General features: G+C 53.6%; 22 protein-coding genes. 21 read left to right on the forward strand and 1 reads right to left on the reverse strand.

Annotation, left to right across the window (positions count from 1 at the left end; translation table 11 throughout):
- Positions 1–261: 261 nt before the first annotated feature.
- Positions 262–921, forward strand: coding sequence for an OmpW/AlkL family protein (locus V7676_RS01215; protein ID WP_442955402.1), 660 nt, complete (start codon positions 262–264; stop codon positions 919–921).
- A 175-nt stretch (positions 922–1,096) separates the two neighbouring features.
- Here the strand turns inward: V7676_RS01215 and V7676_RS01220 are convergent, their stop codons facing one another.
- The gene (locus tag V7676_RS01220) at positions 1,097–2,068 is read right to left on the reverse strand and encodes a tetratricopeptide repeat protein (RefSeq protein ID WP_335657838.1); all 972 of its coding nucleotides are present in this window, start codon (positions 2,066–2,068) and stop codon (positions 1,097–1,099) included.
- 356 nt (positions 2,069–2,424) lie between these two features.
- Here V7676_RS01220 and V7676_RS01225 point away from each other — a divergent pair, with 356 nt between their 5' ends.
- From V7676_RS01225 to V7676_RS01320, 20 genes are all read left to right on the forward strand, one after another.
- The gene (locus V7676_RS01225; protein ID WP_442955403.1) at positions 2,425–4,827 is read left to right on the forward strand and encodes a cyclic nucleotide-binding domain-containing protein; all 2,403 of its coding nucleotides are present in this window, start codon (positions 2,425–2,427) and stop codon (positions 4,825–4,827) included.
- Positions 4,827–5,708, forward strand: coding sequence for a hypothetical protein (locus tag V7676_RS01230; protein ID WP_335657840.1), 882 nt, complete (start codon positions 4,827–4,829; stop codon positions 5,706–5,708). The genes V7676_RS01225 and V7676_RS01230 overlap by 1 nt, the downstream gene beginning before the upstream one ends.
- A 13-nt stretch (positions 5,709–5,721) precedes the next feature.
- Positions 5,722–7,590 (forward strand): cytochrome c3 family protein, encoded by a 1,869-nt coding sequence (locus tag V7676_RS01235; RefSeq protein ID WP_335657841.1) that lies wholly within the window; start codon positions 5,722–5,724, stop codon positions 7,588–7,590.
- Between the two features lie 27 nt (positions 7,591–7,617).
- Positions 7,618–8,466, forward strand: coding sequence for a phosphodiesterase (locus V7676_RS01240; RefSeq protein WP_335657842.1), 849 nt, complete (start codon positions 7,618–7,620; stop codon positions 8,464–8,466).
- Positions 8,467–8,589: 123 nt separating this feature from the next.
- Positions 8,590–9,597: a cysteine synthase A gene (locus tag V7676_RS01245; protein ID WP_442955381.1), complete on the forward strand. Its 1,008-nt coding sequence runs from the start codon at positions 8,590–8,592 to the stop codon at positions 9,595–9,597.
- Entirely contained in the window at positions 9,587–9,961 is a 375-nt protein-coding gene (locus V7676_RS01250; RefSeq protein WP_335657843.1) for a hypothetical protein, read from the forward strand. The genes V7676_RS01245 and V7676_RS01250 overlap by 11 nt, the downstream gene beginning before the upstream one ends.
- Before the next feature lie 15 nt (positions 9,962–9,976).
- The gene (locus V7676_RS01255) at positions 9,977–10,738 is read left to right on the forward strand and encodes a DUF4350 domain-containing protein (RefSeq protein WP_335658877.1); all 762 of its coding nucleotides are present in this window, start codon (positions 9,977–9,979) and stop codon (positions 10,736–10,738) included.
- Between the two features lie 316 nt (positions 10,739–11,054).
- Complete coding sequence (locus V7676_RS01260) at positions 11,055–11,543, forward strand: division/cell wall cluster transcriptional repressor MraZ (protein WP_335657844.1); 489 nt, start codon at positions 11,055–11,057, stop codon at positions 11,541–11,543.
- The gene (gene rsmH / locus V7676_RS01265) at positions 11,540–12,523 is read left to right on the forward strand and encodes a 16S rRNA (cytosine(1402)-N(4))-methyltransferase RsmH (RefSeq protein WP_335657845.1); all 984 of its coding nucleotides are present in this window, start codon (positions 11,540–11,542) and stop codon (positions 12,521–12,523) included. The genes V7676_RS01260 and rsmH overlap by 4 nt, the downstream gene beginning before the upstream one ends.
- A complete protein-coding gene (locus V7676_RS01270; protein ID WP_335657846.1) occupies positions 12,520–13,098 on the forward strand; it encodes a hypothetical protein in 579 nt (192 codons plus the stop codon). The genes rsmH and V7676_RS01270 overlap by 4 nt, the downstream gene beginning before the upstream one ends.
- Entirely contained in the window at positions 13,095–14,783 is a 1,689-nt protein-coding gene (locus V7676_RS01275) for a peptidoglycan D,D-transpeptidase FtsI family protein (RefSeq protein ID WP_335657847.1), read from the forward strand. Before V7676_RS01270 ends, V7676_RS01275 begins: the two co-directional genes overlap by 4 nt.
- 3 nt (positions 14,784–14,786) lie before the next feature.
- On the forward strand, positions 14,787–16,262 hold the full coding sequence (locus tag V7676_RS01280; RefSeq protein ID WP_335657848.1) for a UDP-N-acetylmuramoyl-L-alanyl-D-glutamate--2,6-diaminopimelate ligase: 1,476 nt from the start codon (positions 14,787–14,789) through the stop codon (positions 16,260–16,262).
- Complete coding sequence (locus tag V7676_RS01285) at positions 16,262–17,668, forward strand: UDP-N-acetylmuramoyl-tripeptide--D-alanyl-D-alanine ligase (protein WP_335657849.1); 1,407 nt, start codon at positions 16,262–16,264, stop codon at positions 17,666–17,668. Before V7676_RS01280 ends, V7676_RS01285 begins: the two co-directional genes overlap by 1 nt.
- The gene (mraY, locus tag V7676_RS01290) at positions 17,668–18,738 is read left to right on the forward strand and encodes a phospho-N-acetylmuramoyl-pentapeptide-transferase (RefSeq protein WP_335657850.1); all 1,071 of its coding nucleotides are present in this window, start codon (positions 17,668–17,670) and stop codon (positions 18,736–18,738) included. Before V7676_RS01285 ends, mraY begins: the two co-directional genes overlap by 1 nt.
- Positions 18,735–20,069 carry a UDP-N-acetylmuramoyl-L-alanine--D-glutamate ligase gene (gene murD / locus V7676_RS01295; protein ID WP_335657851.1) on the forward strand — a complete coding sequence of 445 codons (1,335 nt, stop codon included), beginning with the start codon at positions 18,735–18,737 and terminating at the stop codon, positions 20,067–20,069. Before mraY ends, murD begins: the two co-directional genes overlap by 4 nt.
- A complete protein-coding gene (locus V7676_RS01300; protein WP_335657852.1) occupies positions 20,066–21,304 on the forward strand; it encodes an FtsW/RodA/SpoVE family cell cycle protein in 1,239 nt (412 codons plus the stop codon). Before murD ends, V7676_RS01300 begins: the two co-directional genes overlap by 4 nt.
- The gene (gene murG, locus V7676_RS01305) at positions 21,301–22,482 is read left to right on the forward strand and encodes an undecaprenyldiphospho-muramoylpentapeptide beta-N-acetylglucosaminyltransferase (RefSeq protein ID WP_335657853.1); all 1,182 of its coding nucleotides are present in this window, start codon (positions 21,301–21,303) and stop codon (positions 22,480–22,482) included. The genes V7676_RS01300 and murG overlap by 4 nt, the downstream gene beginning before the upstream one ends.
- Positions 22,482–23,888, forward strand: a complete 1,407-nt coding sequence (gene murC, locus V7676_RS01310; RefSeq protein ID WP_335657854.1) for a UDP-N-acetylmuramate--L-alanine ligase — start codon at positions 22,482–22,484, stop codon at positions 23,886–23,888. The genes murG and murC overlap by 1 nt, the downstream gene beginning before the upstream one ends.
- On the forward strand, positions 23,885–24,790 hold the full coding sequence (murB, locus tag V7676_RS01315; protein ID WP_335658878.1) for a UDP-N-acetylmuramate dehydrogenase: 906 nt from the start codon (positions 23,885–23,887) through the stop codon (positions 24,788–24,790). Before murC ends, murB begins: the two co-directional genes overlap by 4 nt.
- A complete protein-coding gene (locus tag V7676_RS01320) occupies positions 24,787–25,707 on the forward strand; it encodes a D-alanine--D-alanine ligase (protein WP_335657855.1) in 921 nt (306 codons plus the stop codon). Before murB ends, V7676_RS01320 begins: the two co-directional genes overlap by 4 nt.
- The last annotated feature ends 10 nt before the right edge of the window (positions 25,708–25,717 follow it).

Consider the following 25,717-nt stretch of genomic DNA (forward strand, 5'->3'; position numbering starts at 1 on the left):
CGTTTTACCGCGCAACATTATTCCAAAGTTCACACAAATCTCACCCCCCTCGCGCGGGTGCATTATCATCTATTCAATTGTCAGAGAACCAGCGGTGACTCTGTCACAAAGCGGGTATTGTAGGACAGCGAAAACCGACTGAAAAACAGGATTCTATTGACCCAGATCAAGCTGAATGTTGCGCTGAATCAATGCGGGAGCTTCTTACTCTTCCTAATCATCATGGGGTATTAAGTAAGAAGGATTTTCCCAATGTGCAAAATGACAAAGTTTCTCGCCTTCGCTGCGGTGTCGGGCATAGCAATTACCTCTGCGCCAGCCTTTGCTGAACAGGGTGACATATTGCTGCGTGTGCGGGCGATTAATGTGATGCCGAACGAAGACAGTGGTTCGGTCTTGCCCGGTTTCCCCGGCGAAGAAGTTAGCGTCGACAATAGTCCGGCGCCGGAACTTGATATCACCTATATGGCGACCAATAATATCGGGTTTGAACTAATTGCCGCCACTACCAAACATAGTGCGAGCGGTAAGACGGGGACGACCAGTTCTATCGGACGCTTGGCGTCAACTTGGGTATTGCCACCAACCCTGACGGCGCAATATCATTTCGCACCGGACGCCGCGATCCGTCCTTATGTTGGTGCGGGTATCAACTATACAATTTTCTATAATGAAAAGGCCACAAATGCCCTTGAAGCCGCGGTTGGTGATACGAATGTGAACATGAAAGACAGCTTCGGCTGGGCATTGCAGGCAGGTATGGATATTCCCATTAATGACCGGATATCCCTGAACGTCGATGTGAAATATATCGATATTGATACCACTGCGACCTTGCGGACGACCGCTGCGGGAACTCAGCGAGTGAAGATCAACCTTGATCCGCTCGTGGTCGGTGTTGGTCTGGGCATCAAGCTGTAACGGCTAGCCATAATAAACCTGCGGGGGAGTGATCACGCGAAGAGGCCGAGGCCGCCAAAGACGAATAATTTGGCGGCTTGGTATCTTTGCGTGATTATTTTTATGGGATAATTGCTCTGCCATTCCTGCGAAAGCTGGAATTTCCTAAAGTTAACCACTCCGCGAATCATAAAACTTATCCACCAACACCCAGTGCCATGGCTGCTTCTCTGATCCGTTTGGCCGTTTCGCCGTCATTCTTAAACGCGGCCAGCCCATCGGCCAGTGCCTTCTTGGCCTGTACCGTCTGACCCAATTGCATGCGGCTGCGCATCAGCATGATCCAGCCATTGGCATCTTTGGGGTTGGACTGAAGCCGTTTGTCGAGACCATCGACCATATTAGAGATCATTGCTTCTTGTTGACCAGGGGGCAGGGCGGCGGCGTCCTGCATTTGTTTGCGGTTGGGGCCGGGAATGGCGGCGGTGGCGACTTGCGGACCATCTGTGGAGATGCCGCCGGTTGGTGCTGCCGGGGTGACCTTGGCTAGCCGCGCGCTGACATCGATCTTTTCCTTCTCCGCGACCTGTCCGATGACGCGGCGGATATCGGCGGCATAGGGTGCGTCGGCTGGTGTATCTTCGAGCAGCGCGAACCAGTCGTTTATCGCGCCTTTATGATCGCCGGAAATATCTTTCTGTACCGCCAAAAAATAGCGTGCGCGCGGATCTTTTTTGTCGAGCGCTAATGCCTTTTTAAACGCGTCAGAAGCATCGGCTGGCACTTGCTGGCCGTCACTGGCCATCACCAAGGCTTCACCCAACATCGACCAATATTCCGGATTTTTGGGGTCTAGCGTCGTCGCACGTTTCATCGCAGTGGCGGATTCGGCAAATTTTTGCGTCTCAAAATAACTCCAGCCGAGCATCCGCCAGCTTTCGGCATCTTTGGGATCGTCCTGCAGTTTTTTCTCAAGCCCGGCTATGACTTCATCTACGCTGGGTGGTTGTTTTCCTTCGTCCGCAGCAAACGCTGCGCTTGTTTCGGTGTCGCTGCCCATTGTGCGATAAACCTGCACGCCAACCGCGGCTACAGCCAAAATAGCAGCCAGAATCAGCGCGATACGGCTGATGTTAGGCGATTTCTTTGTCGCGGTTTCTTCGGTCATCCGTATTCTCTCAATCTATAAAGTTACAGGCTAAATCCCTGTGCGGGTAGAAGTCGATCCCCGATTCCACGCAAAGCGGTAGCAGCAGGAGATCGGATAGTGTCTGCGCAGGACTAATGAGCCATTCATAATCTTACAAGTGTCCAAAACTGTGATATTTTCCACTGGCATCTCAAAGACATTTTGTTAAGGTGCTGGTAAGTTAAGTCTTTTGGGGTCGCGCTTAAGCCAAGATAAATTGCTGTTTACGTTCGTTAAAACGCGTGAGGGTGCGTTCGAGCGGAATAGCATAAGGGGGAAGTTAGCGCGTGGCGGATAAGTTTCGAGTAGTAATCGTGGGATCTGGTCCGGCAGGTATGAGTGCCGCTGGCCGTGCTGCGCAGTTGAAGTTAAAACATGTACTACTCGAAAAAACCGATCATCTTTCTGATACGATCTACAAATATCAAAAGGGCAAGCATGTCATGGCAACGCCGAGCCAGCTCGTGCTGCGCTCCGATATGGAATTTGACGCGGGCAAGCGGGAAGCGATCCTGGAAACATGGGACAAGCAAACCGACGTTTGCGGCGTCAATGTCCAGTATAATGCCGAACCTATAAAGATCGAAGGGGAAGAAGGAAGCTTCACTATCACCTTGAAAAATGGTGATAAAATACTCACGGAAACCATCGTCATAGCGATCGGGACGCAGGGCAATCCTAACCTCATGCGCTGTCCGGGCGGCGACAATAAATTGGTCCAATATCAGCTCGATGACCCCGGCGAATATTATGACGAGCATATCACCGTTATCGGTTCCGGTGATGCGGGAATCGAGAACGCATTGGGCCTTGCGGCGGATGCGGCGCAGAATAATATTGTGACGATCCTCAACCGCTCGGCCGAATTTGCCCGGGCGAAAAAAGCCAATGTGAAGCTGCTGATGGAAGCAGGCGAGCAGGGCAAGGTGATGATCCGTAACGAGACGACGCCATCGGAAGTCAAGGATGGCGAGCTGGTTCTCGAAACCCGTGATGGACAGGAAACCATAAAGTGCGACCGCATCATTGCGCGCATGGGTTCTGCGCCGCCGCGTAAATTTGTTGAAGAATGCGGCATTGAATTTACCAGCGAAGACCGCGAAGCCTATCCGAAGCTGAGCCCTGCGTTCGAAAGTACCAAGAATGGCATATATGTCATTGGTGCGTTGGCTGGTTATCCGTTGATCAAGCATTGTATGAACCAAGGCTATGATGTCATCGAATTTATCAATGGCAATGAAGAACTGAAGCCGGCTGATGAGCCGATATTGGAAAAGAAATTTGCTGCTCTACCTGGCGGCAAGACTGTCGAAGAGTGGCTTGAATTTTTCCGTGAGAAGGTCACAATTCTCAACGATCTATCACCGCTGCAGATGCGCGAGTTCATGCTCGATAGCGAGCCATTGGCCTATCGCAAAGACGATATTATTTTTGAACGGAATGATCCGGGATCATCGCTGTTCACCATTGCCCAAGGATCGGTTCTGGTCGAGATAGACTCGAATGACAGCTCGAAAGTCATTCCGATTGAGGAAGGCTCCATCTTTGGTGAAGTTGGCCTGATCTCCGGCCGTCGTCGCGGCGCCACTATTCGCGCAGCCGAAGATGTGATCGCGATAGAAGTATCGCGGACGGCGGCGCTGAAATTGCAGGCCTCTGTCCCGGCGGCCAAGCGCGCGATTACGCGTATATCGACCGAACGGCAATTGCTGCAAATGTTCGGCTCTGGCCTGACCAAGGAAGATATAGCCGAAGCCGTCGAGACCAGCGAGATTGTCAATGTCCGTGCGGGTGAAACGATCATCAATGAGGGCGATGATGGTAATGACATTTATGTGATCCGCGTCGGATCTATGGTGGTCGAGAAGGAAATTGGCGGAAAGCCGGTGTTTCTATCCTATTTGCCAGCCGGTTCCTATGTCGGCGAAATGACATTGATTGCGGGCGGCATGCGCACAGCAACGGTGAAAGCGGCGATTAAATCTGAAGTGATCAAGATACAGGGTGATGCGTTCAAGAAGGTACTTGATGCGCATCCCGACCTCCTCCGCCGGGCCAAGAAAGACATGGCCGCGCGGCAAGACATCAATGCTTTTGTCGAAGCCAAGAAAGACAGTTTTTCTGGCGTGGTGGATTATTATTCCGGCGTTGCCAATTTCCTTGTCGATAACGGCATTGGTGAAGCTACTGACGTTTTGCTGATTGACGAAAACCTCTGCGTAGGCTGCGACAATTGCGAGAAGGCCTGTGCCGATAGCCATGAAGGCTTGTCCCGTCTTGATCGTGAAGCAGGGCGGACTTATGCGCATCTTCATGTACCGACCAGTTGCCGCCACTGTGAGCACCCGCATTGCATGTCCGATTGCCCGCCTGACGCGATCCACCGTGGTCCCGACGGCGAAGTGTTTATCGACGATAGCTGCATCGGCTGCGGCAATTGCCAGCGCTATTGCCCCTATGGTGTGATCCGCATGGACAAAGTCCCGCCGAAAAAGCCGAGCGTCCTAAATTGGTTGCTGTTTGGTTTCGGCCCTGGCCCCGGCGAGCCCGACAAGAAATGGGTTGCTGACCACAGCGATCCGGCGGTCGAGAAACCAAAAAAAGCGATTAAATGCGACATGTGCGCAGGGATTAAAGGTGGCCCCGCTTGTGTGCGGGCTTGTCCAACCGGTGCGGCCATTCGCGTGGCACCAGAGGAATTCCTTACCGTCTCCAAGCTTGAGCAGGAGGGCGTATAATGGCTTCTGTTCCTATTCCCGGCGGCGCTGCGAAAAAGAAGGTCGCCATGCATGATGGCTTTTTGAAGCATGCGGGTTACCGCTGGTTGAAAATCGCGTCTTTCATTATGTTGATATCTATTGTCAGCTACCTCTTCATCGACGTTTCGCCGCGCCATAATGGCGGTAGTTGGTATGGCTATACGCTGGGCACGATCGGCGCTGGTCTGATTCTGTGGCTGACCATGTTGGGTGTGCGAAAACGGGCAATGACACCGGGAAGCTGGTCTCTCAAAGCATGGACCTCGGCGCATATATATCTAGGTCTCAGCCTGATCGTTATCGGGACATTGCACACCGGTTTCCAGTTTGGATGGAATATTCATACGGCCGCTTATGCCTTTATGATGCTAGTCATTATCTCCGGCATAGTCGGGATCTATTTCTATGTGACCATTCCGCAAGCGCTGTCCAATAATCGCGACGAAATGACCGAGACGCAAATGCTCGAAAGCCTGCGCTCGCTTGACCGGCAACTGCATGAAGCGGCGCAGCCCCTGTCGGCGGAACATGCGGCCCTCGTCCTGCAATCACTGGAACAAGATCCATTCGGTGGCGGTATCCTGAAACGGATTTCGGGAAATTATCCCAATTGCGCTACCCGCGGTGCACAGGCTGATTTGCGACGGGAGCGCGCTTATCAGCCTCGCATGGGCGGTGACGATCCGCTCGACAAAATCGATGCACTGCTTGAAAAAAAGGAAGCGACGCTTGCCCGCGTTCGTCGCCATCTTAGGCTGAAAGCGCTGTTACAGGTTTGGCTCTTTGTCCATGTACCAATGACCTTTGCCCTGATCGCATCGCTAACGGCGCACATCATCAGCGTTTTCTTTTACTGGTAGGCGGGAGATAGCTATGACCTTTATCGTTCGCCAAATCGCTGTCACCGCCGATGGCCGTGAGATTATCCGCTCCAATCCTTTTTCGGAAATGCAGATCGGGGTGGGCCGTAACGCTGCAAACGCCATTCACTTGCCTGATCTGGCCGTTAATCCTGATCATGCTGTCATCCGTAAATTGAAGGATGGACGGATAGAGGTCGAGAGTATTTCGAACCAGAAATTCTCGGTCGACGGCCGAGAACTACTGTCCGCGACGATTGATCCTGCCAAGAGCTCGGAACTGGGCTTTGGCGGTCACGTAATATTGGTCAGCGAAGATGCTGAAGGCGTTATTCTGACTGTTAAGCGGGTTGAAGCCTTATCCGATTCTGCGGAAGACCGCGAAGAGGGCGCGCTATACACGTTGAAAGGCTTGCTGCCCGGTAAACGGATCAGCGCATGGGGCTTTATCGGTCTGGTGCTCGCGGCTTTCCTTATCTGGCCTATTTATACTTGGGCGACCTATCGCGGCGTGGATGAACGGCCCGATGGCTTTCATGCCGATACGATGTGGACTTCCGGCAAGCTGAGCGAGGCGCATCATAGCCTTGAAGGCGATTGTCAGGCCTGTCATGTCGATGCCTTTGTCACTGTGCAGGACAACACCTGCCTCACCTGCCACGAAGATGACGCGCATGATCATGCTGATAAGAAACGGCTCTTGACTGCTATGGGTGAACCAGAAGGCTTGGAAGTGGTTAGCGCTGCATTCGCTTCTGCATTTAACAAGCCGCCTGGCAGGTGTGTCGAATGTCACACCGAGCATGAAGGCGAGGGTGCTATGCAACCGACGGCGCAGAAATTCTGCGCGGATTGCCATGAAGGAATGGACGGGCGTTTGACGGATACCAAGCTTGAAAATGCATCTGATTTTGGGATTTCTCATCCCCAATTCCGTCCTGCCTTGCTGATTCAGCCCGGTGGTAAAAATCCTGCTCGCAAACGGGTTTCACTCGATAAAAAACCGACCGAATATAATGGTTTGAAATTTCCGCATGATATCCATCTGTCAAAAACCGGCGGGGTCGCGCAAATGGGGCGGCGGCTGTCAGCTAAGTTCGATTTTGGCGATTCTCTAGCTTGCAAAGATTGCCACACGCCCGATTCCAATGGCGTGCGGTTTGAGCCGGTCGATATGAAAGAAGACTGCAGCATGTGCCACAGTCTGGCCTTTGAAGAAATTGGCAGCACGGTGCGTACTTTACGTCACGGCGAACCGGATATGGTGCGCGCTGACTTGCAGGCTTATTATCGCTCCACAGGTCCATCACGGCCGATTAATCTTGGCGGTATGAAGCGGCGGCGGCCGGGTGCGCAGAATGAAACCCGGGTGGCTAGCGATTATGCCCGCGCCGTTCAGTTCCGTCCCAGCCGCGCCAATCTTGCTATCCAGCAAGTATTCTCACGCGGCGGGGCCTGTTTCGATTGTCACGGTGTCACACCGCCGACTGCCAGAGGTCGTATGGACTATGGTATTAAGCCGGTTACCCAAACGGATCGCTATCTGCACAAGGGCTGGTTCAGCCATGAGGCACATACGCAAGAGGATTGTACGAGCTGTCACGCAGCTACCAAGTCTGACGACGCGCGTGACCTGTTGATTCCCGGAATCAAGACTTGCCGTGAATGCCATGGCGGCGAATTCCAGAAGACAGCCGATGTGCCATCGACATGTGCTATGTGCCATGATTATCATGCGGACGATGGTGCGCCTTGGTTGATCAAGGAACAGCAAAAAGATAAACGTAAAAAGCCGGATAAGACGGCAAATGATAATGACGCACTCCGACCAACGGATAAGTTGACGGTCAAGATTCGAAAGCAGAAAATTGCCAGTCGCTAGAAGCGATGTAAAAGAGGGGACGCGTCTATGCTATTGGCGCAAGTAACGGATATTCACCTGGGCTTTGACCCGGATGATCCGTCTGAATTTAACCGCAAGCGCCTTGATCAGGCGCTCAAGGTGCTGTGCGAGATGGAGCCGCGACCGGATGCGTTGCTTGCTACGGGCGATCTTGTTGATCGCGGGGATCAGGACAGTTACAGGCGGTTGGAAGATGCCCTTTCGGTCGTGCCGTTTCCGGTCTATATGTGCCTTGGCAATCATGATTTGCGCGCTCCGTTTCAGAAGCAATTTCCTGACGTGCCAACGGCGGACGGCTTCGTCCAATATGAAATTGATGACGGCCCGCTGCGCTTATTGATATTGGATACATTGGAAGAAGGCCGTCACGGCGGTGCTTTTTGCGAAGTCCGTGCGCAATGGCTGGCCGACCGTCTAGCGGAAAAACCGGACAAACCCACCTTATTGATATTGCATCACCCGCCGGTTGAATCCGGTATCGCTTGGATGAATACCGATCCGCGCGAACCATGGGTGACCACATTGGCTGATGTCATTGAGGGCCATGACCAGATTGAAGGTATGATCACCGGTCATTTGCACCGTAATATTTCGACCTCTTTCGAAGGTAAAAATCTGTCAGTTTGTGCATCCACAGCACCTCAAATAGCGTTTAACCTAGCGCCGATTGACCCCGAAAAGCCTGATGGGCGGAATATGATCGTGGCCGATCCGCCGGCCATCGCACTGCATTGGTGGAACGGTAGGCAGTTGGTCACTCATTTTGAAACGGCAGAAGAGCACGTTATGCTCGCCCGCTATGATCATAATTTTCAGCCATTGGTACGGGCCTTGTTGGCAGAGCGACCTGATTAAGCCCTATATCTCTGCGGATAACAGCGATATGGTGGTCGCTTTGGCCACTTACAGCGGGGACACTAAAGCTGCTCTATTGCCCTTACAAATTGTACCCGCTTGTCGGCATTGGCAAGGCAGACTATGTTAGCTGATATGACCATAGCAACTGACACGCTCGACCTGATCGGCAATACCCCACTCGTTCGTCTCACCGGCCCCAGCGCGGAGGCAGGTTGTGACATTTACGGCAAATGCGAATTTGCCAATCCCGGCGCTTCGGTAAAGGATCGCGCAGCGTTATTCATTGTGCAGGATGCCGAGGAACGCGGCCTGTTAAAGCCCGGGGGGATGATTGTCGAAGGGACGGCGGGCAATACCGGAATCGGTATTGCGCTCGTCGCCAATGCCAAAGGCTATAAAACAACCATCGTCATGCCCGAAACCCAAAGCCGCGAGAAAATGGATACGCTGCGTGCGCTGGGCGCAAAGCTGGTTCTGGTTCCTGCGGCTCCATATGCCAATCCTGGGCATTTTGTGCACACCAGTCGCCGGATCGCAGAAGAAACAGAAGGCGCGGTTTGGGCGAACCAGTTTGATAATGTCGCCAATCGCCGGGCTCATATTGAAACTACAGCCGAAGAAATCTGGGCGCAGATGGACGGAAAAGTGGACGGTTTTGTCTGTGCTGCAGGGACCGGCGGCACGATTGCCGGTGTGGGCATGGGTTTGAAAGCCAAGAACGAAAACGTGACAATCGCATTGGCTGACCCGCATGGAGCGGCTTTGTATAACTATTATGCCCATGGCGAATTGAAAGCCGAAGGCAGCAGTGTGGCCGAAGGGATCGGGCAGGGCAGGATTACCGGAAATCTTGAAGATGCGCCGATTGATACCCAATATCGAATCAGTGATGAAGAAGGTTTGAAATGGGTTGAGCGATTGCTGCATGAAGAAGGGCTATGTCTTGGTCTGTCATCCGGCATTAATGTCGCCGGCGCTATCGCACTGGGCAAAGAGCTGGGGCCGGGCAGCAGGGTGGCGACGATCCTGTGTGATACGGGCTTTCGCTATTTGTCGTCGCTTTACAACGCGGCTTGGTTGAGAGAGAAAGGTTTGCCAGTTTTTCCATGGCTTGAAGATGATGATTGAAGCTCCACAAGAAACAAGTAATCGTCAGGATACGGTGCAACGCATCCAGGTCGGCCTCGTCGGGTTGGTGGCCGTGTTGCTGCTTGTCAGCACAGCCAATTTTGTATTGCAGCGGGCCAGCGACGAACAATCGGCAATTGAGGAAATTCAGGCGCAAGCGTCTGGCAGTGCGCGGGAACTGGTCAAGGATGTCTTGCCCGCAGCCGCACCGGCAGAACCTTTGGCGGAATTAGGGATAACACCGGCCCCGGTCTCTTCAGACAGTGCGCTGAAACCAACTCAAAAAAAACCGGGCTCCCGCGCGCAAGTGGTTCCCGATCTTGAACCTGACCCCAAACTGGAAGCACCCATGGATCAGGAGTAAAATCTGTTGCTGCGCATGGCTGCATTTGGTTTTGCCCTCTTGGCGGTCATGGGGCTGTTGCTTCAATGTAGTCCGGCAGCAACGAATGCGCCGGACAATGCTTCCGCCCCTATCCAAGTCCAGTTGATGACCAGCCTGCCAATTATCTGGGGCGACGGCGCGTCGATGGAGAGTATCCTTTCGGGAAAAACTTCGCCAGCGCCTATCTACAGTCACTGGCAGAAAAATTATAACATAACAGCGGTCGACAGTTTCGAAGGCCTGGAAAATAGCGGAACCGATATTGTTCTGCTGGCTCAGCCGCCCGCAATGGACCCGGCTGATATCGCAGCAATTGATGCATGGGTGCGCGCGGGTGGCAAGGTAATCATCCTGACCGATCCCATGCTGGTTTGGCCAACCGCATTGCCATTGGGCGATAAGCGCAGACCGCTTGCATCAGGGCTGTTGTCGCCTTTGCTAAGCCATTGGGGGTTGGCATTGCAAATGCCGGACGCAACGGGATCAGGCCGGGTAGAACTGGAATTTCCGCAAGCAACCGTTTCAACAGTGGGTATCGGAACCTTCAAACCAATAGCTGAGCCGGATGAAAGCCATGCAGAGTGTGCGCTAAGCATCGCTCATGTTATGGTACGGTGTAAAGTGGGGCAGGGGGCTGCGATCATATTGGCCGATGCCGATTTTCTGAACGATAATTTATGGGCTGATAAAGTGCGGCCATCTGATAGCGGCGCAAGCCAGTTGATCGACTTGTTTGTCGCTGATTTACGAAAATAAAGCCGATTCTCGACCTGAGGGCCGTATGATCAGTCCAAAATTTGCTAAGTTTCCAACAACTAATCTGATTTATGTCAGTATCCGTCTATGGAGGTTGAAAATAAAACATAATTAAATCAAATAGATAATCTATTTTGTCCGTAATATCCCGTAAATTCCCGCAAAATCCCCTTTCATCCCTGCCGCTCCCCTGTTAATCATAATTTGTTATCGGGGTGATTTTCCTGTTCGGGATTCTGATGTTTCAGGAGCGGTGTTTTGCGCACTTCTTCAAGCGGGAGAGCCTTGCCTCCGATATTGTTGAGGGGTTTGGGCTGTGTCTGGTCATTACGCATATTCAGGGTCGGGAATTTCCGCGATAGACGACAAAGGTCGTTTGTCCGTACCCGCATTTCTGCGTAAAGATTTGATCGCCAGCAGTGACGGCCGCGTTCTGTGCCTTGGTAAGCATGAAAAGTGGGATTGCCTCGTCGGTTTCGGCCTCAGCCGTAAGATTGATATGCTCGCAGAAATCGACAAAGAAGAAGAAATCGCCATCGCCCGGTCAGAACCTTATGACCGGGACGCAGCTGGCGCCCGTAAATTCTCCTCCCTGCAGGATCTGAGCTTTGACGCCAGCGGGCGTTTTGTTTTACCTCCGATGTTGCAAGCCATTGGTGGTCTGAAAGATAACGTAATTTTCCACGGCATTGGTAAGACATTCTGCCTTTGGGCGCCGCAAACATTGCTTGATACGACCGACGATGTTCCGGTCGATAAGCGGCTGGTGGAATTTCATCTCAGCGAAGTGGGGAAAAAGAAATGACCCCCAATGAGACCGCCCCTAAAGAATCTATAGCAGCATCGGCTCGTCCGCATGTTCCCGTCTTACTGAACGAAGTCATAGATGCGCTCGCCATTACCCCGGGTGAAACGCATGTTGACGGTACATTTGGTGCAGGCGGATACAGCATGGCGATGATCGCTGCCGGTGCAAAGGTTTATGCCTTTGATCAAGACCCAGACGCGATTGCGAGCGGCGCGGATATGGTTGCGGCTTCCGATGGCCAGTTGGTTCTGCACCATGATTTCTATTCGCAAATGGCAGATGTGCTCGACGGCGAAGATATTGATGGCATCACGCTCGATATCGGCGTTTCATCCATGCAGCTGGATCAAGCTGGGCGCGGTTTTTCTTTCCAGAAAGATGGTCCCCTCGACATGCGCATGTCGCAAGATGGTCCGAGTGCAGCTGATTTCCTGAACGAGGCAGATGAAGAAGATATTGCAAACGTCATCTATCGCTATGGGGAAGAGCGGCGTTCGCGCAAAATTGCCAAAGCCATTGTAGATGCGCGCCCACTCACCCGTACGTCTGAGCTGGCCAATATCGTTCGCAAATCTTTGGGACATAAACCGGGCGACAAAAAAGACCCCGCAACTCGCACCTTTCAGGCGATCCGTATCCACATCAACCGCGAACTGGGCGAGTTGGAAGATGGATTGATCGCCGCAGAGCGCTTGTTGAAACCCGGTGGCCGTCTCGCGGTTGTCACGTTTCACAGTCTTGAAGATCGTATCGTCAAAAATTTCCTGCGTGACCGCAGCGGCCAAAAGTCCGCTGGTTCGCGCCACATACCCCAAGTTTCCGAAAAACGGCCGGCACCCACCTTTCATAAACCAGCCAAAATGGTGCGTCCGGCCGGGGCGGAGCAGGTCTCTAATCCCCGAGCCCGCTCCGCCACCCTCAGATTAGCGGTGCGATCCGATGCGCCCGCAGTTCCGGCGACAGGAGGCATGCAATGAAGCTAGCAGTTAAACGGCTTGAAGGTATTGGATGGCTCGCACTGGTGTTTCTGGTGGCGATCCTACTTTATCCGTTATCCCTAAGTGTCGCGACTTTGCGCAGCGATTTGGCGCGGACGGATAGCAAAATCATATCGGTGAAAAAAGACATCCGCTATCTGGAGACAGAATTTAGTGCGCGCGCCAATTTGCGGCAGCTGGAGGACTGGAACAAGCTTGAATATGGATATGTTTCGCCCACCGCTGCTCAATATCTTGATGGGGAGCGGGCACTTGCCAATCTTGGTGGTAAGGATTTGCGAAAGCCGGTTAGGGTTGCAGTTATCAGTACGATGGATCATGTCCAGCCAGCAGGAATAATCGGCTCGGTATTTCCGACGGCATCGGCACAGGAACGAAATGCGAATAGCAGCGACGATAACGCAAAATCCGGGGTCGAGCCCACAGCGGCGCAACTGCGGCAAACCAAAACCACTCGCGTGGCCAATATGGAAAACAAGCTTCTCGACGACGGGCTGATGAAGCGGCTCGTCGCACGAGCGGATAGTGAGCAGGCGCGGAGCAGTGCCCAATGACCACTCTTCTGGCGAACAGCAGAAAGGTGCAGTTTTCCGGTAAGCATAAGGAACTAGCAGCCAGCGCCCATTTTCGCTTGATGGTGTTGCTGATGCTGTTTCTAGCCATCTTCACAATCATTATCGGGCGGCTGATCAGTTTCAGCATAATGGAGGATGCCAAGCCGACGCGTATGTCGAGCTCCATCTTTGTTCCCGCGCGCGGCGATATTGTGGACCGCAATGGTGTCCCGTTGGCGCGGACCATGCAGGGCTATGCCGTTCGCGTGGTGCCTGACCAGGTTCTGGGTGATAAAGACTTGCTGGCGCGGCAGCTTGCAGAAATATTCCCCGATACAACGGCCACTGAATTTCTGGAGAAGCTTAAAGGGCCGAGGCCTACTTATTTACGCCGCCGCGCGTTGCCCAATGAGGTTAAGAGTGTCCATGCTCTGGGAGAAATCGGCATTGGTTTCCCGCGCGAAGATGAACGGCTTTATCCCCAGCGTGATCTGGCCGCCCATGTTCTGGGTTACGTCAATGCGGATAACGAAGGTGTCATGGGCATGGAGCGTGCCCTGAATGACCGGTTAAAAGATAAAAGCTTGCGCGGGGCGCCGGTCGCATTGTCCATAGATAGCCGGGTGCAGGCAGCGCTGGAAAGCGAATTGATGGTGGCTATGACCAGCAATGATGCACGCGGTGCGGCAGGCATCATATTGGATGTGCGCAGCGGTGAAGTCATGGCGCTGGCGTCTTTACCGGTATTTGACCCCAACAAGATCCGCCGGGCGACGATGAAATATCAAAATAATGAAGTGACCCAAAGCGTGTTTGAACTGGGTTCGACATTTAAGCCGCTGACGGTTGCGGCAGCTCTCGACGCGGGAACCGTGACCGATCTTGCGGTTCGCTATAATGCAACGGAACCGATTAAGGTCGCAGGCTTTACGATCCGGGACGAGCATGGTCAGAACCGTTATCTCAATGTGCCGGAAACATTGGTGCACAGCTCCAATATCGTGACAGCGCGGATAGCGGACAATCTTGGTATCGATAAGATGAAAGCGATGATTCGCCGGCTTGGTTTCGACGAACGACCGCATATCGAACTCGCAGAACGCGGGAAGCCGCTTTGGCCACAAAGCTGGGGTCGGGTCACAAACATGACTGTCGCTTATGGTCACGGCATTGCCGTGACACCTCTCCATTTGGCCAGCGCCTATGCCGCTTTGGTCAATGGCGGTATCTGGCGTCCGGCCACTTTGCTCAAGGTTAAGCCCGGTGAGGAAGCGGAAGGCCGCCGCGTGTTCAAGGCGGCAACCAGCGCGCGTATGCGCCAATTGCTGCGGATGATCGTATCCAACGGTACGGGCCGGAAGGCCGATGCGCCCGGTTACCGGATCGGCGGCAAAACCGGATCTGCCGAAAAACCATCTAATGGCGGCTACAACAAAACTTCGCTTGTCTCGACATTTGCCGCTGCTTTCCCGATGGATAATCCGCGTTATGTAGTGATTACAATGCTTGATGAGCCAAAAGGCAATGCCGAAAACGGGTTTCAGCGGACCGCTGGCTGGACCGCAGCGCCGGTTGTGCGTAAAGTTGTCCCCCGGATCGGCCCGATGTTGGGCGTTGTTCCGGATGAGCACCGTGATGTTGATGTATCGGAGCTGACACCATTACTCTGGTCGCCGAAAGGATAGGCGATGAAATTAAGCGCCCTTATTGCCGGATTAAGCGATGCGGTTCTGGAAAGCGAAGCAGGCGAAAGCTACGTCACCGGCTTTGCTATTGATAATCGGAAAATTGCACCCGGTAATATATTCGGCGCATTTCAGGGCGCGAATGTAAATGGTGAGGATTTTATCGAAGATGCCATAGCTGCCGGAGCGATAGCGGTTGTCGCGCGGCCCGAGGCAGAGGTCGATGGAGTTGTCCATATAGCGGATAAAGAACCGCGGCGTTTATTTGCGATAATGGCCGCGCGCTATTTCACCCCCACACCGCCCTATGTCGCCGCGGTCACCGGCACGAATGGCAAGACATCCACTGCTGAACTGACCCGCCAATTATGGCGGATGGCGGGCCTGAACAGTGCGTCTATCGGGACATTGGGCGTCACTACGGCGAGCGAGCAGATCAAAACCGGTTTGACGACGCCCGATATTGTGACCTTCCTGTCCAACATGTCTGGCCTTGCCCGTGAAGGGGTCACTCACGCGATATTTGAAGCATCCAGCCACGGACTTTCCCAATACCGCACAGAGGGATTGCCGGTTCAGGTGGGTGTGTTTACTAATCTCAGCCGCGACCATCTTGATTATCATGGTGATATGGACAGCTATTTCGAATCTAAGATGCGGCTATTTGATGAAGTTGTCGATCCATCGGGTACAGCGGTTATCTGGGCTGATGATATATGGTCTGATGCGGTCATCAAACGCGCCACGGATCGCGGGTTAAATATTTTTACCGTTGGCGAAAAGGGAACATCCTTGCGCCTGTTATCACGCACGCCGACCCAATTGGGTCAGGTGTTGATGGTTGAGGCGCAGGGCAATACGCACCGCATTTCCTTGCCGTTAATCGGGGCCTATCAGGCCGCTAACGTCCTTTGTGCCGCTGGAGTGATATTGGCAACCGGCGGCGTGATTGGCGATGTGTTCGATCATCTGCAACGTTTGCAACCGGTTCGTGGCCGTCTGGAACGTGCGGTCATCACCAAAGCGGGCGCGCCGGTCTATGTTGACTATGCTCACACGCCCGACGGCTTGCGCGCGGCCATTGATGCGCTGCGCCCGCATGTCAAAGGCAAGCTGATTACCATTTTTGGTGCAGGCGGGGACCGGGACAAAGGCAAACGCCCCGAGATGGGAAAAGTAGCCGTGGAACTATCCGATATTGCGATTGTAACGGATGATAATCCGCGCAGCGAAGATGCTGCCGCCATTCGCGCCGATATATTGGCAGGAGGGCAGGGCGCGGAAGAAGTTGGCGACCGCCGCGCAGCCATCGCTTATGGCATCAAATTGGCGGGTACGGATGACATCATCCTGCTGGCGGGCAAGGGCCACGAGCAAGGCCAGATTGTCGGCGACCGGATTATTCCATTTGATGACGTTGAAGTCGCAAGGGAATGTACACGCGAAGCCAGCGCCATGCCGGATGGGGAGGCCGTTTAATGACCGCTTTATGGACATCGCCCGCCATTGCGCAAGCCGTACAGGGCAAGGCCAGTGCAGAGTTTGAAGTAAACGGCGTCGCATTTGATTCGCGTGAGATCGGCCCGGGCGACCTTTTCTTTGCCATGAAAGGCGAACAGAGTGACGGGCATCTTTATGTCGATACCATCTATGCCGCTGGCGCAGCTGGCGCGATTGTCAGTCAGCCGGTCGATGGCCCGCATATATTGGTATCCGATACGACCAAAGCATTGAACCAACTCGCCATTGCATCGCGGGCACGCAGCAGTGCGAAAATTATTGGTGTCACAGGATCGGTTGGAAAAACCGGCACAAAGGAAGCGCTTTTTGCAGCTTTAAACCGGTCTTCCATGGGCAAAGCGCATCGCTCGGTGAAAAGCTATAATAACCATGTCGGTGTCCCATTGAGCCTGTCGCGTATGCCAGCCGATTGCCAATATGGCATCTTTGAAATGGGCATGAACCACCCCGGCGAACTGGCCCAGCTCACCCACTTGGTCCGTCCCGATGTAGCGATTGTCACCGCCATTGCCCCCGCGCATGTCGGGCATTTTTCCGGAGAGGAAGAAATAGCGGACGCCAAGGCAGAGATTTTTCGGGGGCTGACAAAAGACGGCACTGCGATCATCCCGATTGATAGCCCGCACTATGACCGGCTGCGCAAGGCGGCGTCGCGCTACACAAAAAATATTATCAGCTTCGGCTTTAACGAGGCAGCGGATGTGCGGACAATGGATGTTGTTCCCGCGCAAGGCGGTGGATCATTGGTAACGGCCAAGCTTGGCGACCGCAGTCTGTGTTTCACGATTTCCACGCCCGGACAGCATTGGGTGTCTAACGCCTTGGCAATTTTGGCCGCTGTCCGTGCGGTCGATGGCGATCTGGCCTCGGCCGGATTGGCGCTCGCTGAACTCGAAGGGTTGGATGGTCGCGGAAAACGGCATCAAATCGGATTGAAGCAGGGCGGTCAGGCGCTGCTGATTGACGAGAGTTACAACGCCAATCCGGTCTCGATGAAAGCAACGTTGAGCCAGTTGGCCAGCGAGAATACTAGCGGTAAGAAAATGCTTCTGCTGGGCGCGATGGGTGAACTGGGTGACAAGGCGCAATATTATCATGAAGCATTGGCGGCCGACATAATTGCTTCTGGCGCCCAGATTGTCATATTGATTGGCGGTGAAATTGCTTATACATCGGCCCAATTGGCAAAAATGCTTTCGGAAAAACTTGAACACACTCCCGAAATATCACATGTCGCGGGCTCTTTGGAAGCGCTGGCCGAAGTCGCAAGGAAAATCAGTAACGAAGACATCCTTCTGATTAAGGGATCCAATTATCTGGGGCTTGCCAAGGTCGTTTCGGCATTGGTGAGTGGGGAGTATTAATGTTTTACCTATTAGCGCAATGGCTTGAATTTGAAGGCGTGTTTAACGTTTTTCGTTATTTGAGTTTCCGTTCGGGGGCAGCAATTGCAACCGCTTTGTTTATCGGCATGATGATCGGACCAAGGTTCATCAACATGCTGCGCATGCGTCAAGGCAAAGGGCAGCCCATTCGTGAAGATGGTCCGATTACCCATTTGAAAAAAGCAGGAACGCCGACAATGGGCGGCTTGATGATATTGATATCACTCGTTATTTCGGTGCTTCTATGGATGGACTTGTCCAATATTTTCGTATGGGCCTGTATCTTTGTGACACTTGGTTTCGGTGCGATTGGCTTTATGGATGACTATGATAAAGTCAGCAAAGCGAGCCATAAAGGTATTCCGGGGCGGGTCAGATTGTTAATGGAATTTGCGATTGCCGGCTTTGCTACATGGGTCATTGTTCAACAGGTCGGTACGAGCCTTTATGTCCCGTTTTTCAATAATGTGCAGATTAATCTGGGTATATTATACTTCCCGTTTGCTATGTTCGTCATTGTCGGTTCTGGGAATGCGGTCAATTTAACCGACGGCCTGGACGGTCTTGCGACTATGCCCGTGGTTATCGCCAGCGCGACCTTCCTGATCCTCGTCTATCTTTCCGGCAACGCGGTATTCTCGGGATATCTGGGCATACCATTCGTACCGGGTGCAGGCGAATTGGCAATTTTCTGCGCCGGTATCATAGGGGCCTGTCTGGCATTCCTCTGGTTTAACTCGCCCCCCGCCGCTGTGTTCATGGGCGATACGGGTAGTCTTGCACTGGGCGGTGCATTGGGCGCTATCGCCGTTTCGATTCACCATGAAATCGTTCTCGCCATTGTCGGCGGACTATTTGTGTTGGAGGCGGTATCTGTGATCGTGCAGGTCTTCTTTTTTAAACGCACCGGCAAGCGGGTTTTCCGTATGGCTCCGATCCATCACCATTTTGAACAGCTCGGCTGGTCTGAATCAACGGTTGTGATCCGCTTCTGGATTATCAGTCTGGTTCTGGCCTTGGCTGGTCTGGCGACGCTCAAGCTGAGATGATCCGATCTTCCGCCTTTGCCAATAAAAGCTATGCCATATTGGGCTTGGCGCGGTCTGGCATGGCGACGCTGGACGCATTGCACGCAAGCGGCGCAAAAATATTAGCGTGGGATTCGCGAGAAGATTTGCGCAAGGAAGCCGATGCAAAGGCGATTATCGCTGACCCGCTGGAAACCGACCTCAGCGATTATGACGCGATCATCGTATCACCGGGCGTCCCGCTCAACACCCATCCCATTCGGGACAAAGCCTCGGATGACGGCGTGCCGATAATCGGTGATATAGAACTCTTCTCACAAGCGCGGCGGTCTTTGCCGCCGCATCGTGTGGTGGGAATTACCGGAACCAATGGCAAATCCACGACGACTGCGTTGGTTCACCACATCATCCAAAGTTCAGGCCTGCCAACCCATATGGGCGGTAATATCGGCGTGCCGATACTGTCGCAAAAGCCATTGGCGGCTGGCGGCGTCTATGTGCTGGAGCTTTCGAGCTATCAGATCGACCTTACCACCAGTTTGGATTGCGATGTCGCGATGCTGCTCAATATCAGTCCGGACCATCTGGATCGCTATGACGGTTTTGATGCTTATGCCGCATCCAAAGTGCGCCTGTTCGACATGATGGGTTCTGATCATGTCGCGATTTTTGGCAGCGATGATGAAAAGACTCAACTCGCCTTGCAGTTAATTCGCGCAGAAGGCCGGGTAGAAAATTTCGTGGATACGAGCGGGATGATCCTGGACGGGCAGGCCGACTGGCCATCGCTTCAGGGGCCGCATAATATGCAAAATGCGATCGCCGCCGTGGCCGCTGCCGAGGCCTTGGGCCTGCGCGAGCGACAATGGCGTCCCGCGCTTAAAAGCTTCAAAGGCCTGCCGCACCGGATGGAACGTGTAGCCGAATCCGCTGGTGTGCTGTTTGTAAATGACAGCAAGGCCACCAACTCCGCGTCAACCGGTCCGGCGCTCGGCGCCTATCCCAAGATCCACTGGATTGTAGGCGGGTTGCCCAAAAGCAATGAACTGACCGAATGTGAACCCTATTATGGCAATGTCGTAAAGGCTTATACAATTGGTGATGCCGGTCCGTTATTTGGCAAATTGCTGGCACCCCATATGCCTGTGGATCCCTGCGAGATGATGTTGACGGCCGTGCAACATGCCGCCGCAAATGCCAAACCGGGCGAGGTGGTCTTATTGTCGCCTGCCTGTGCGTCGTTCGATCAGTTCAAGGATTTTGAAGCACGGGGCGATTGTTTTCGCTGTGCGGTCGATAGTGTCATCGAAAATAAGCTGATCGGGGCCGCATCAGGGGGGCGGTTAATATGACCGATGGTACGCCTTCGCAGAGCGCACTGCCTGAAATTGCGGCGGGTTTAAAGAAAAAGCGTTTTCAACTGGAATCGCGTTTGGGGCGCAGTGACCGGTCACCGCTGGCAATTTGGTTCTGGGAATTGGATCGGGTGCTGTTAGCATTGATGCTCACCCTGATTGCGATCGGTCTAATCGCTGTCGCTGCCGCTTCACCGGTTACAGCATTGAAACATAGCACGGCGGCTGTAACGGTTGACCCGCTATATTATTTCTATCGGCAGCTCGGATGGGTTATTGCCGGTATTCCGATCATGCTGGTGGTGTCGATGCTGCCTAAGGAACAGGCCCGGCGTTTTGCGCTCATCGCGGCGGTTGTGGCTTTTTCACTGCTCTTTTTGGTCCCGATTTTGGGCAAGTCGGTCAACGGCGCCCAGCGTTGGATAGGCTATGGGTTTGCGACAATCCAGCCGGGGGAGTTTTTGAAACCCTTTTACGCCGTCGCGCTAGCGTGGTTGTTGTCGCTGCGGGTTAAGGATCCCTCTTTGCCTGTGGTGTCGGTATCCTTCTTGCTCACCGGAATTATTGCACTGTTGCTCATGATGCAGCCAAATTTGGGCGAGACCATCATGTTTTGCGGCATCTGGTTTGTGCTGATGATGATTTCCGGCCTGTCGGCCCGATTGATTGCTGCCATGATCATTCTGGGCGTCGGCGGTCTGGTCGCTGCCTATTTCTTTTATCCTGTGGCGACGCAACGGATTAACGAGTGGTTGTTTGGCGGGGAAGAATTTGACCAGGTGATGTTGGCCTATAAGGCGCTAACCGGCGGCGGTTTGCTGGGCACTGGTCCCGGGCTGGGCGTTGAAAAGTTCAAACTGCCTGAGGCCCATACCGATTATATATTTTCAGTCATTGGGGAGGAATTCGGTTTGCTTGCCTGCGCCGCGATTGCTCTAGTCTATCTCGCTATCATAGTGCGTGTGTTTTTGCGCCTGCTAGATGAGGAAGATAATTTCATCATTCTCGCTGTTGCGGGGCTGGCCGCGCAATTTGGTGGGCAGGCGCTGATCAACATGGCGGTGAACCTGCAGCTTTTTCCATCCAAGGGCATGACGCTGCCATTTATCAGCTATGGTGGGTCGTCCATATTGGCTTTATCGATTGGCGTCGGACTCTTGCTAGCCTTTACGCGCAGAAACCCCTATTTAGATGGCTCACTTTATGTCACAAACGGGATGGTGACCACATGAGCTTTACAAAACATTATGTCTTGGCCGCCGGCGGTACCGGCGGTCATATGATCCCGGCCTATGCGTTGGCGCAGGAATTGGTCCAGCGCGGCCACCGTGTAGCCCTGATCACCGATGCACGCGGGGAGAAAATTCCCGGCATGGTCGACGATGCTCAGGTGCATGTTCTACCTGCGGGTCGGATTACAAAAGATCCGCGCGGATGGCTCTCTGGCGCGCGCGCGATTATGAAGGGCCGCAATATGGCGATGCAGCTCTATGATACGTTTCAGCCATCGGCGGTTATTGGCTTTGGTGGTTATCCTGCTTTTCCAGCCTTGCTGGCCGCGAGCCGGAAAAATATCCCGTCCATTATTCACGAACAAAATGCCGTGCTGGGCCGGGTCAACAGGCTGGCCGCACGTTCGGTCAATGCGATTGCGACATCCTATCCCGACATACTGAAGCTGAAACCGAAATATCTCGAAAAAGTGCATCTGGTTGGCAACCCTGTGCGCGAAGAAGTTATTGCGTTGCGGGACGAACCCTATCCGCCGCTGACCGAAGAAGGTATTTTCCGCGTATTGGTGACGGGCGGTAGTCAGGGCGCAACGATTCTGTCTGATGTAGTTCCTGATGGTCTTGCGATGCTCCCCATGCATTTGCGCCGCCGGATGCAAGTGACCCAGCAATGCCGCGAACAGGATATCGAGCGGGTACGGGAAAAATATGCCGAACATGATATTCCGGCCGAACTAGCCACTTATTTGCCAGATCTGCCGCAGCGGCTAGGCTGGGCTCATTTGGTGATCGGGCGGGCAGGGGCCTCGACGATTGCAGAGCTAACCACGGCGGGGCGTCCCGCAATACTCATTCCGCTGCCTATCGCGACAGATGATCATCAGACACAGAATGTCCGCGAAATGGTTGCTACCGGTGGAGCGCGCGCCATTGCGCAGCCGCAATTCACCCCCAAGGAACTGGCTAAACAAATACAGAAAATAGCGCTTGGCCCTGATGCGCTGCAAAATGCAGCCCGTTTTGCCCGCAAATGCGGACGTCCCGATGCGGTTATTGATCTGGCAGATCTAGTCGAAAGTATAGGAACTTCGCCTTTGTCCAAGACACTGAAAGTGAAATCCGAAAAACCCCAGCAGGCGACAAATCAACGTCCAGCGCTGGCGAAAGAAAGCATATAATGAAGGGCGTAGGCACAGATATTGGCACGATCCATTTTGTTGGCATAGGCGGGATCGGAATGTCCGGCATTGCCGAAGTCATGCATAATATGGGCTATAAGGTGCAAGGCTCTGACTTGGCGGAAAGTTATATTGTCGACGGCCTGCGTGCCAGGGGCATAGAAGTGATGATCGGCCAAAAGGCTGAAAATGTTATCGGCACTGCCGTGGTCGTTACATCAACCGCAGTGAAGCGCGGTAACCCTGAAGTTGAAAAAGCCTTGGAAGACCGCATCCCCCTGGTCCGGCGCGCTGAAATGCTGGCGGAACTGATGCGGCTGAAAAGCACCATCGCGATTGCCGGTACGCACGGCAAGACGACCACTACATCCATGGTTGCGGCGATGCTGGATGCAGGCGGTATTGATCCGACCGTTATCAATGGCGGTATCATCAATAATTACGGGTCCAATGCACGGCTGGGTGACAGCGAATGGATGGTCGTAGAGGCTGACGAAAGCGACGGCAGCTTCTTACGGCTAGATGGTACGATTGCGGTCGTTACCAATATCGATCCGGAACATCTTGATCATTATGGCAGCTTTGACAAAATCAAAGATAGCTTTGTCGAATTTATCGAAAACGTGCCCTTTTATGGCGCTGCGATATTGTGTCTCGATCATCCTGAAGTGCAAGCCATATTACCGCGCATCCGTGACCGGCGCTTGATCACCTATGGTTTTTCAGCGCAAGCTGATGTGAAAGGTATCAATGTGACGCCGATCGCGGGCGGCAACCGTTTTGATGTGGTGGTCCGTGACCGCGACGGGGAAACGCACACTATTGAAGGTATCGAGCTGCCGATGCCCGGAAGGCATAATGTCCAGAACGCTATTGCCGCTATTGCGGTTGGTCTGGAAATGGGCATGACGGATGAACAAATTGCCAATGGTTTTGACCATTTTGGCGGTGTCAAACGACGCTTTACCAAAGTGGGTGAGGTAGATGGGGCGATTGTCATCGATGATTACGGCCATCATCCCGTTGAAATTCGTGCGGTATTATCTGCCGCGCGTGAAGGTGCCGGGGGACGGGTGATTGCAGTGGTCCAACCCCATCGCTTCACACGTTTGCGCGACCATATGGAAGAATTTCAGCAAGCATTTAATGACGCCGACATTGTCTATGTCACGCCTGTCTATGTGGCGGGCGAAGACCCGATCGAGGGTGTGGATAGCGAAGCGCTGGCTACCGGTTTGAAAAACCGTGGCCACCGGCTCGCCGAAACCGTCGCCGACGAAGCGGATTTGATCCAGCGGCTTGCCAAAGAAGTGCAAGATAAAGATATGATCGTCTGTCTGGGCGCAGGCGATATAACCAAATGGGCCGCTGGTTTGGCGGATGGTATAAAGGCTGCGCGGGCATGACTGCGGCGGTGACTCTTCCTGAAACGCGGGGCAAGCTGACCGCTGATGCGCCGCTAGCTCCTTTGGTCTGGTTCAAAACTGGCGGTTCGGCGCAATGGCTGTTTGAACCCAAAGATATTAGCGATCTTCAGAATTTTCTACGCAGCCTGTCGGCGGATATGATTGTCTGGCCCTTGGGTCTGGGTTCTAACCTGATTATCCGTGATGGCGGCAAGGAGGGTGTAATCATTCGTTTGGGCAAGGCTTTTGCCGGTATTGAATTGCATAGTGATGATCCGGAAATGATCGTCTGCGGCGCGGGCGCCCCCGGCATTTCGGCGGCCAGCTTCGCGCGCGACAATGCGCTTGCGGGAACTGAGTTTTTACGCGGCATCCCCGGTACAGTGGGCGGCGCGGTCAGAATGAATGCGGGGGCCTATGGCCGCGAGATGTGCGACATATTGGTAAGCGCGGACGTCGTGATGCGCGACGGCAGCCTCCAGACTATTTCTCTTGACGATATGGGCTATAGCTATCGCCATTCAGACCTGCCCGAAGATGCCATAGTTATCGGCGCGACCCTGCGCGGAACGCCCGGTGATAAAGAGACGATCACGGCAGAAATGAAGCGCATCGCGGACGAGCGCGAAGCTTCCCAGCCATTGCGGACAAAAACCGGCGGATCGACTTTCAAAAACCCCGATGGGCACAAGGCATGGCAGTTGGTCGATGAAGCTGGTTGCCGCGGCTTGACAATGGGGCAGGCACAGGTTTCGGAGAAGCATTGCAATTTTCTGCTCAATCTCGGAGGTGCGACGTCGGCTGATATTGAAGCCTTGGGCGACGAAGTGCGTCGGCGGGTCAAAGAACATAGCGGTGTAGAGCTACACTGGGAAATACAGCGCGTGGGAGATGAAATATGACGGACAAGCTTCACGTAGCGGTATTGATGGGCGGATGGTCCGCCGAGCGCGAAGTGTCGCTCATGAGCGGCAATGGTGTGGCCGATGCGCTGGAAAAAAATGGCAATAAGGTGACCCGTATCGATATGGATCGCAATTTGGCGATGGTGCTGGATGGTGTCAGACCGGATGTCGTGTTCAACGCGCTGCACGGCTGCCCAGGCGAAGACGGCACGGTGCAGGGCATGCTCGACCTGATGCAAATTCCTTATACCCATAGTGGGTTGGTCACCTCGGTCATTGCGATCGACAAACAGCTAACCAAGCAGCAACTGGTCCCCGCCGGTATTCCGATGCCCGTGGGCAAAATGGTCAGAAGCTCCGATATTTTTGAAGCCGATCCATTGCCGCGTCCTTATGTTTTGAAACCGGTAAACGAGGGATCTTCTGTCGGCGTGGCTATTGTCACGGATCAGGGCAATTATGGCAATCCAATTGGCCGGGATGTAACCGGCCCTTGGCAGGAATTTGACGAACTGCTAGCTGAGCCTTTCATCAAAGGCCGGGAGTTGACCACCGCTGTTGTCGGCGGCAAGGCTTTGTGCGTGACTGAGCTAAAAACCAAAGCTGGTTTCTATGATTATGAAGCGAAATATACAGAAGGTCTGACCGAACATATTTGCCCTGCGCAAATTCCGGCGGATATTGAAAAGCTCTGTCTCGACTATGCGTTGCGGGCGCATCAGATATTGGGATGTAAAGGCACCTCGCGCACCGATTTTCGCTGGGATGATGAATTGGGGGCGGACGGGATATTCGTTCTTGAAACCAATACCCAGCCCGGCATGACACCGCTCAGCCTTGTGCCGGAACAAGCCAAGCAGATGGGCATTAGCTACGAAGAATTGGTCGAGTTGATCGTGAGGGAAGCCCTATGAAGAGGACAAT

The sequence above is a fragment of the Parasphingorhabdus sp. genome (assembly GCF_036963805.1).
GTDB lineage: Bacteria > Pseudomonadota > Alphaproteobacteria > Sphingomonadales > Sphingomonadaceae > Parasphingorhabdus.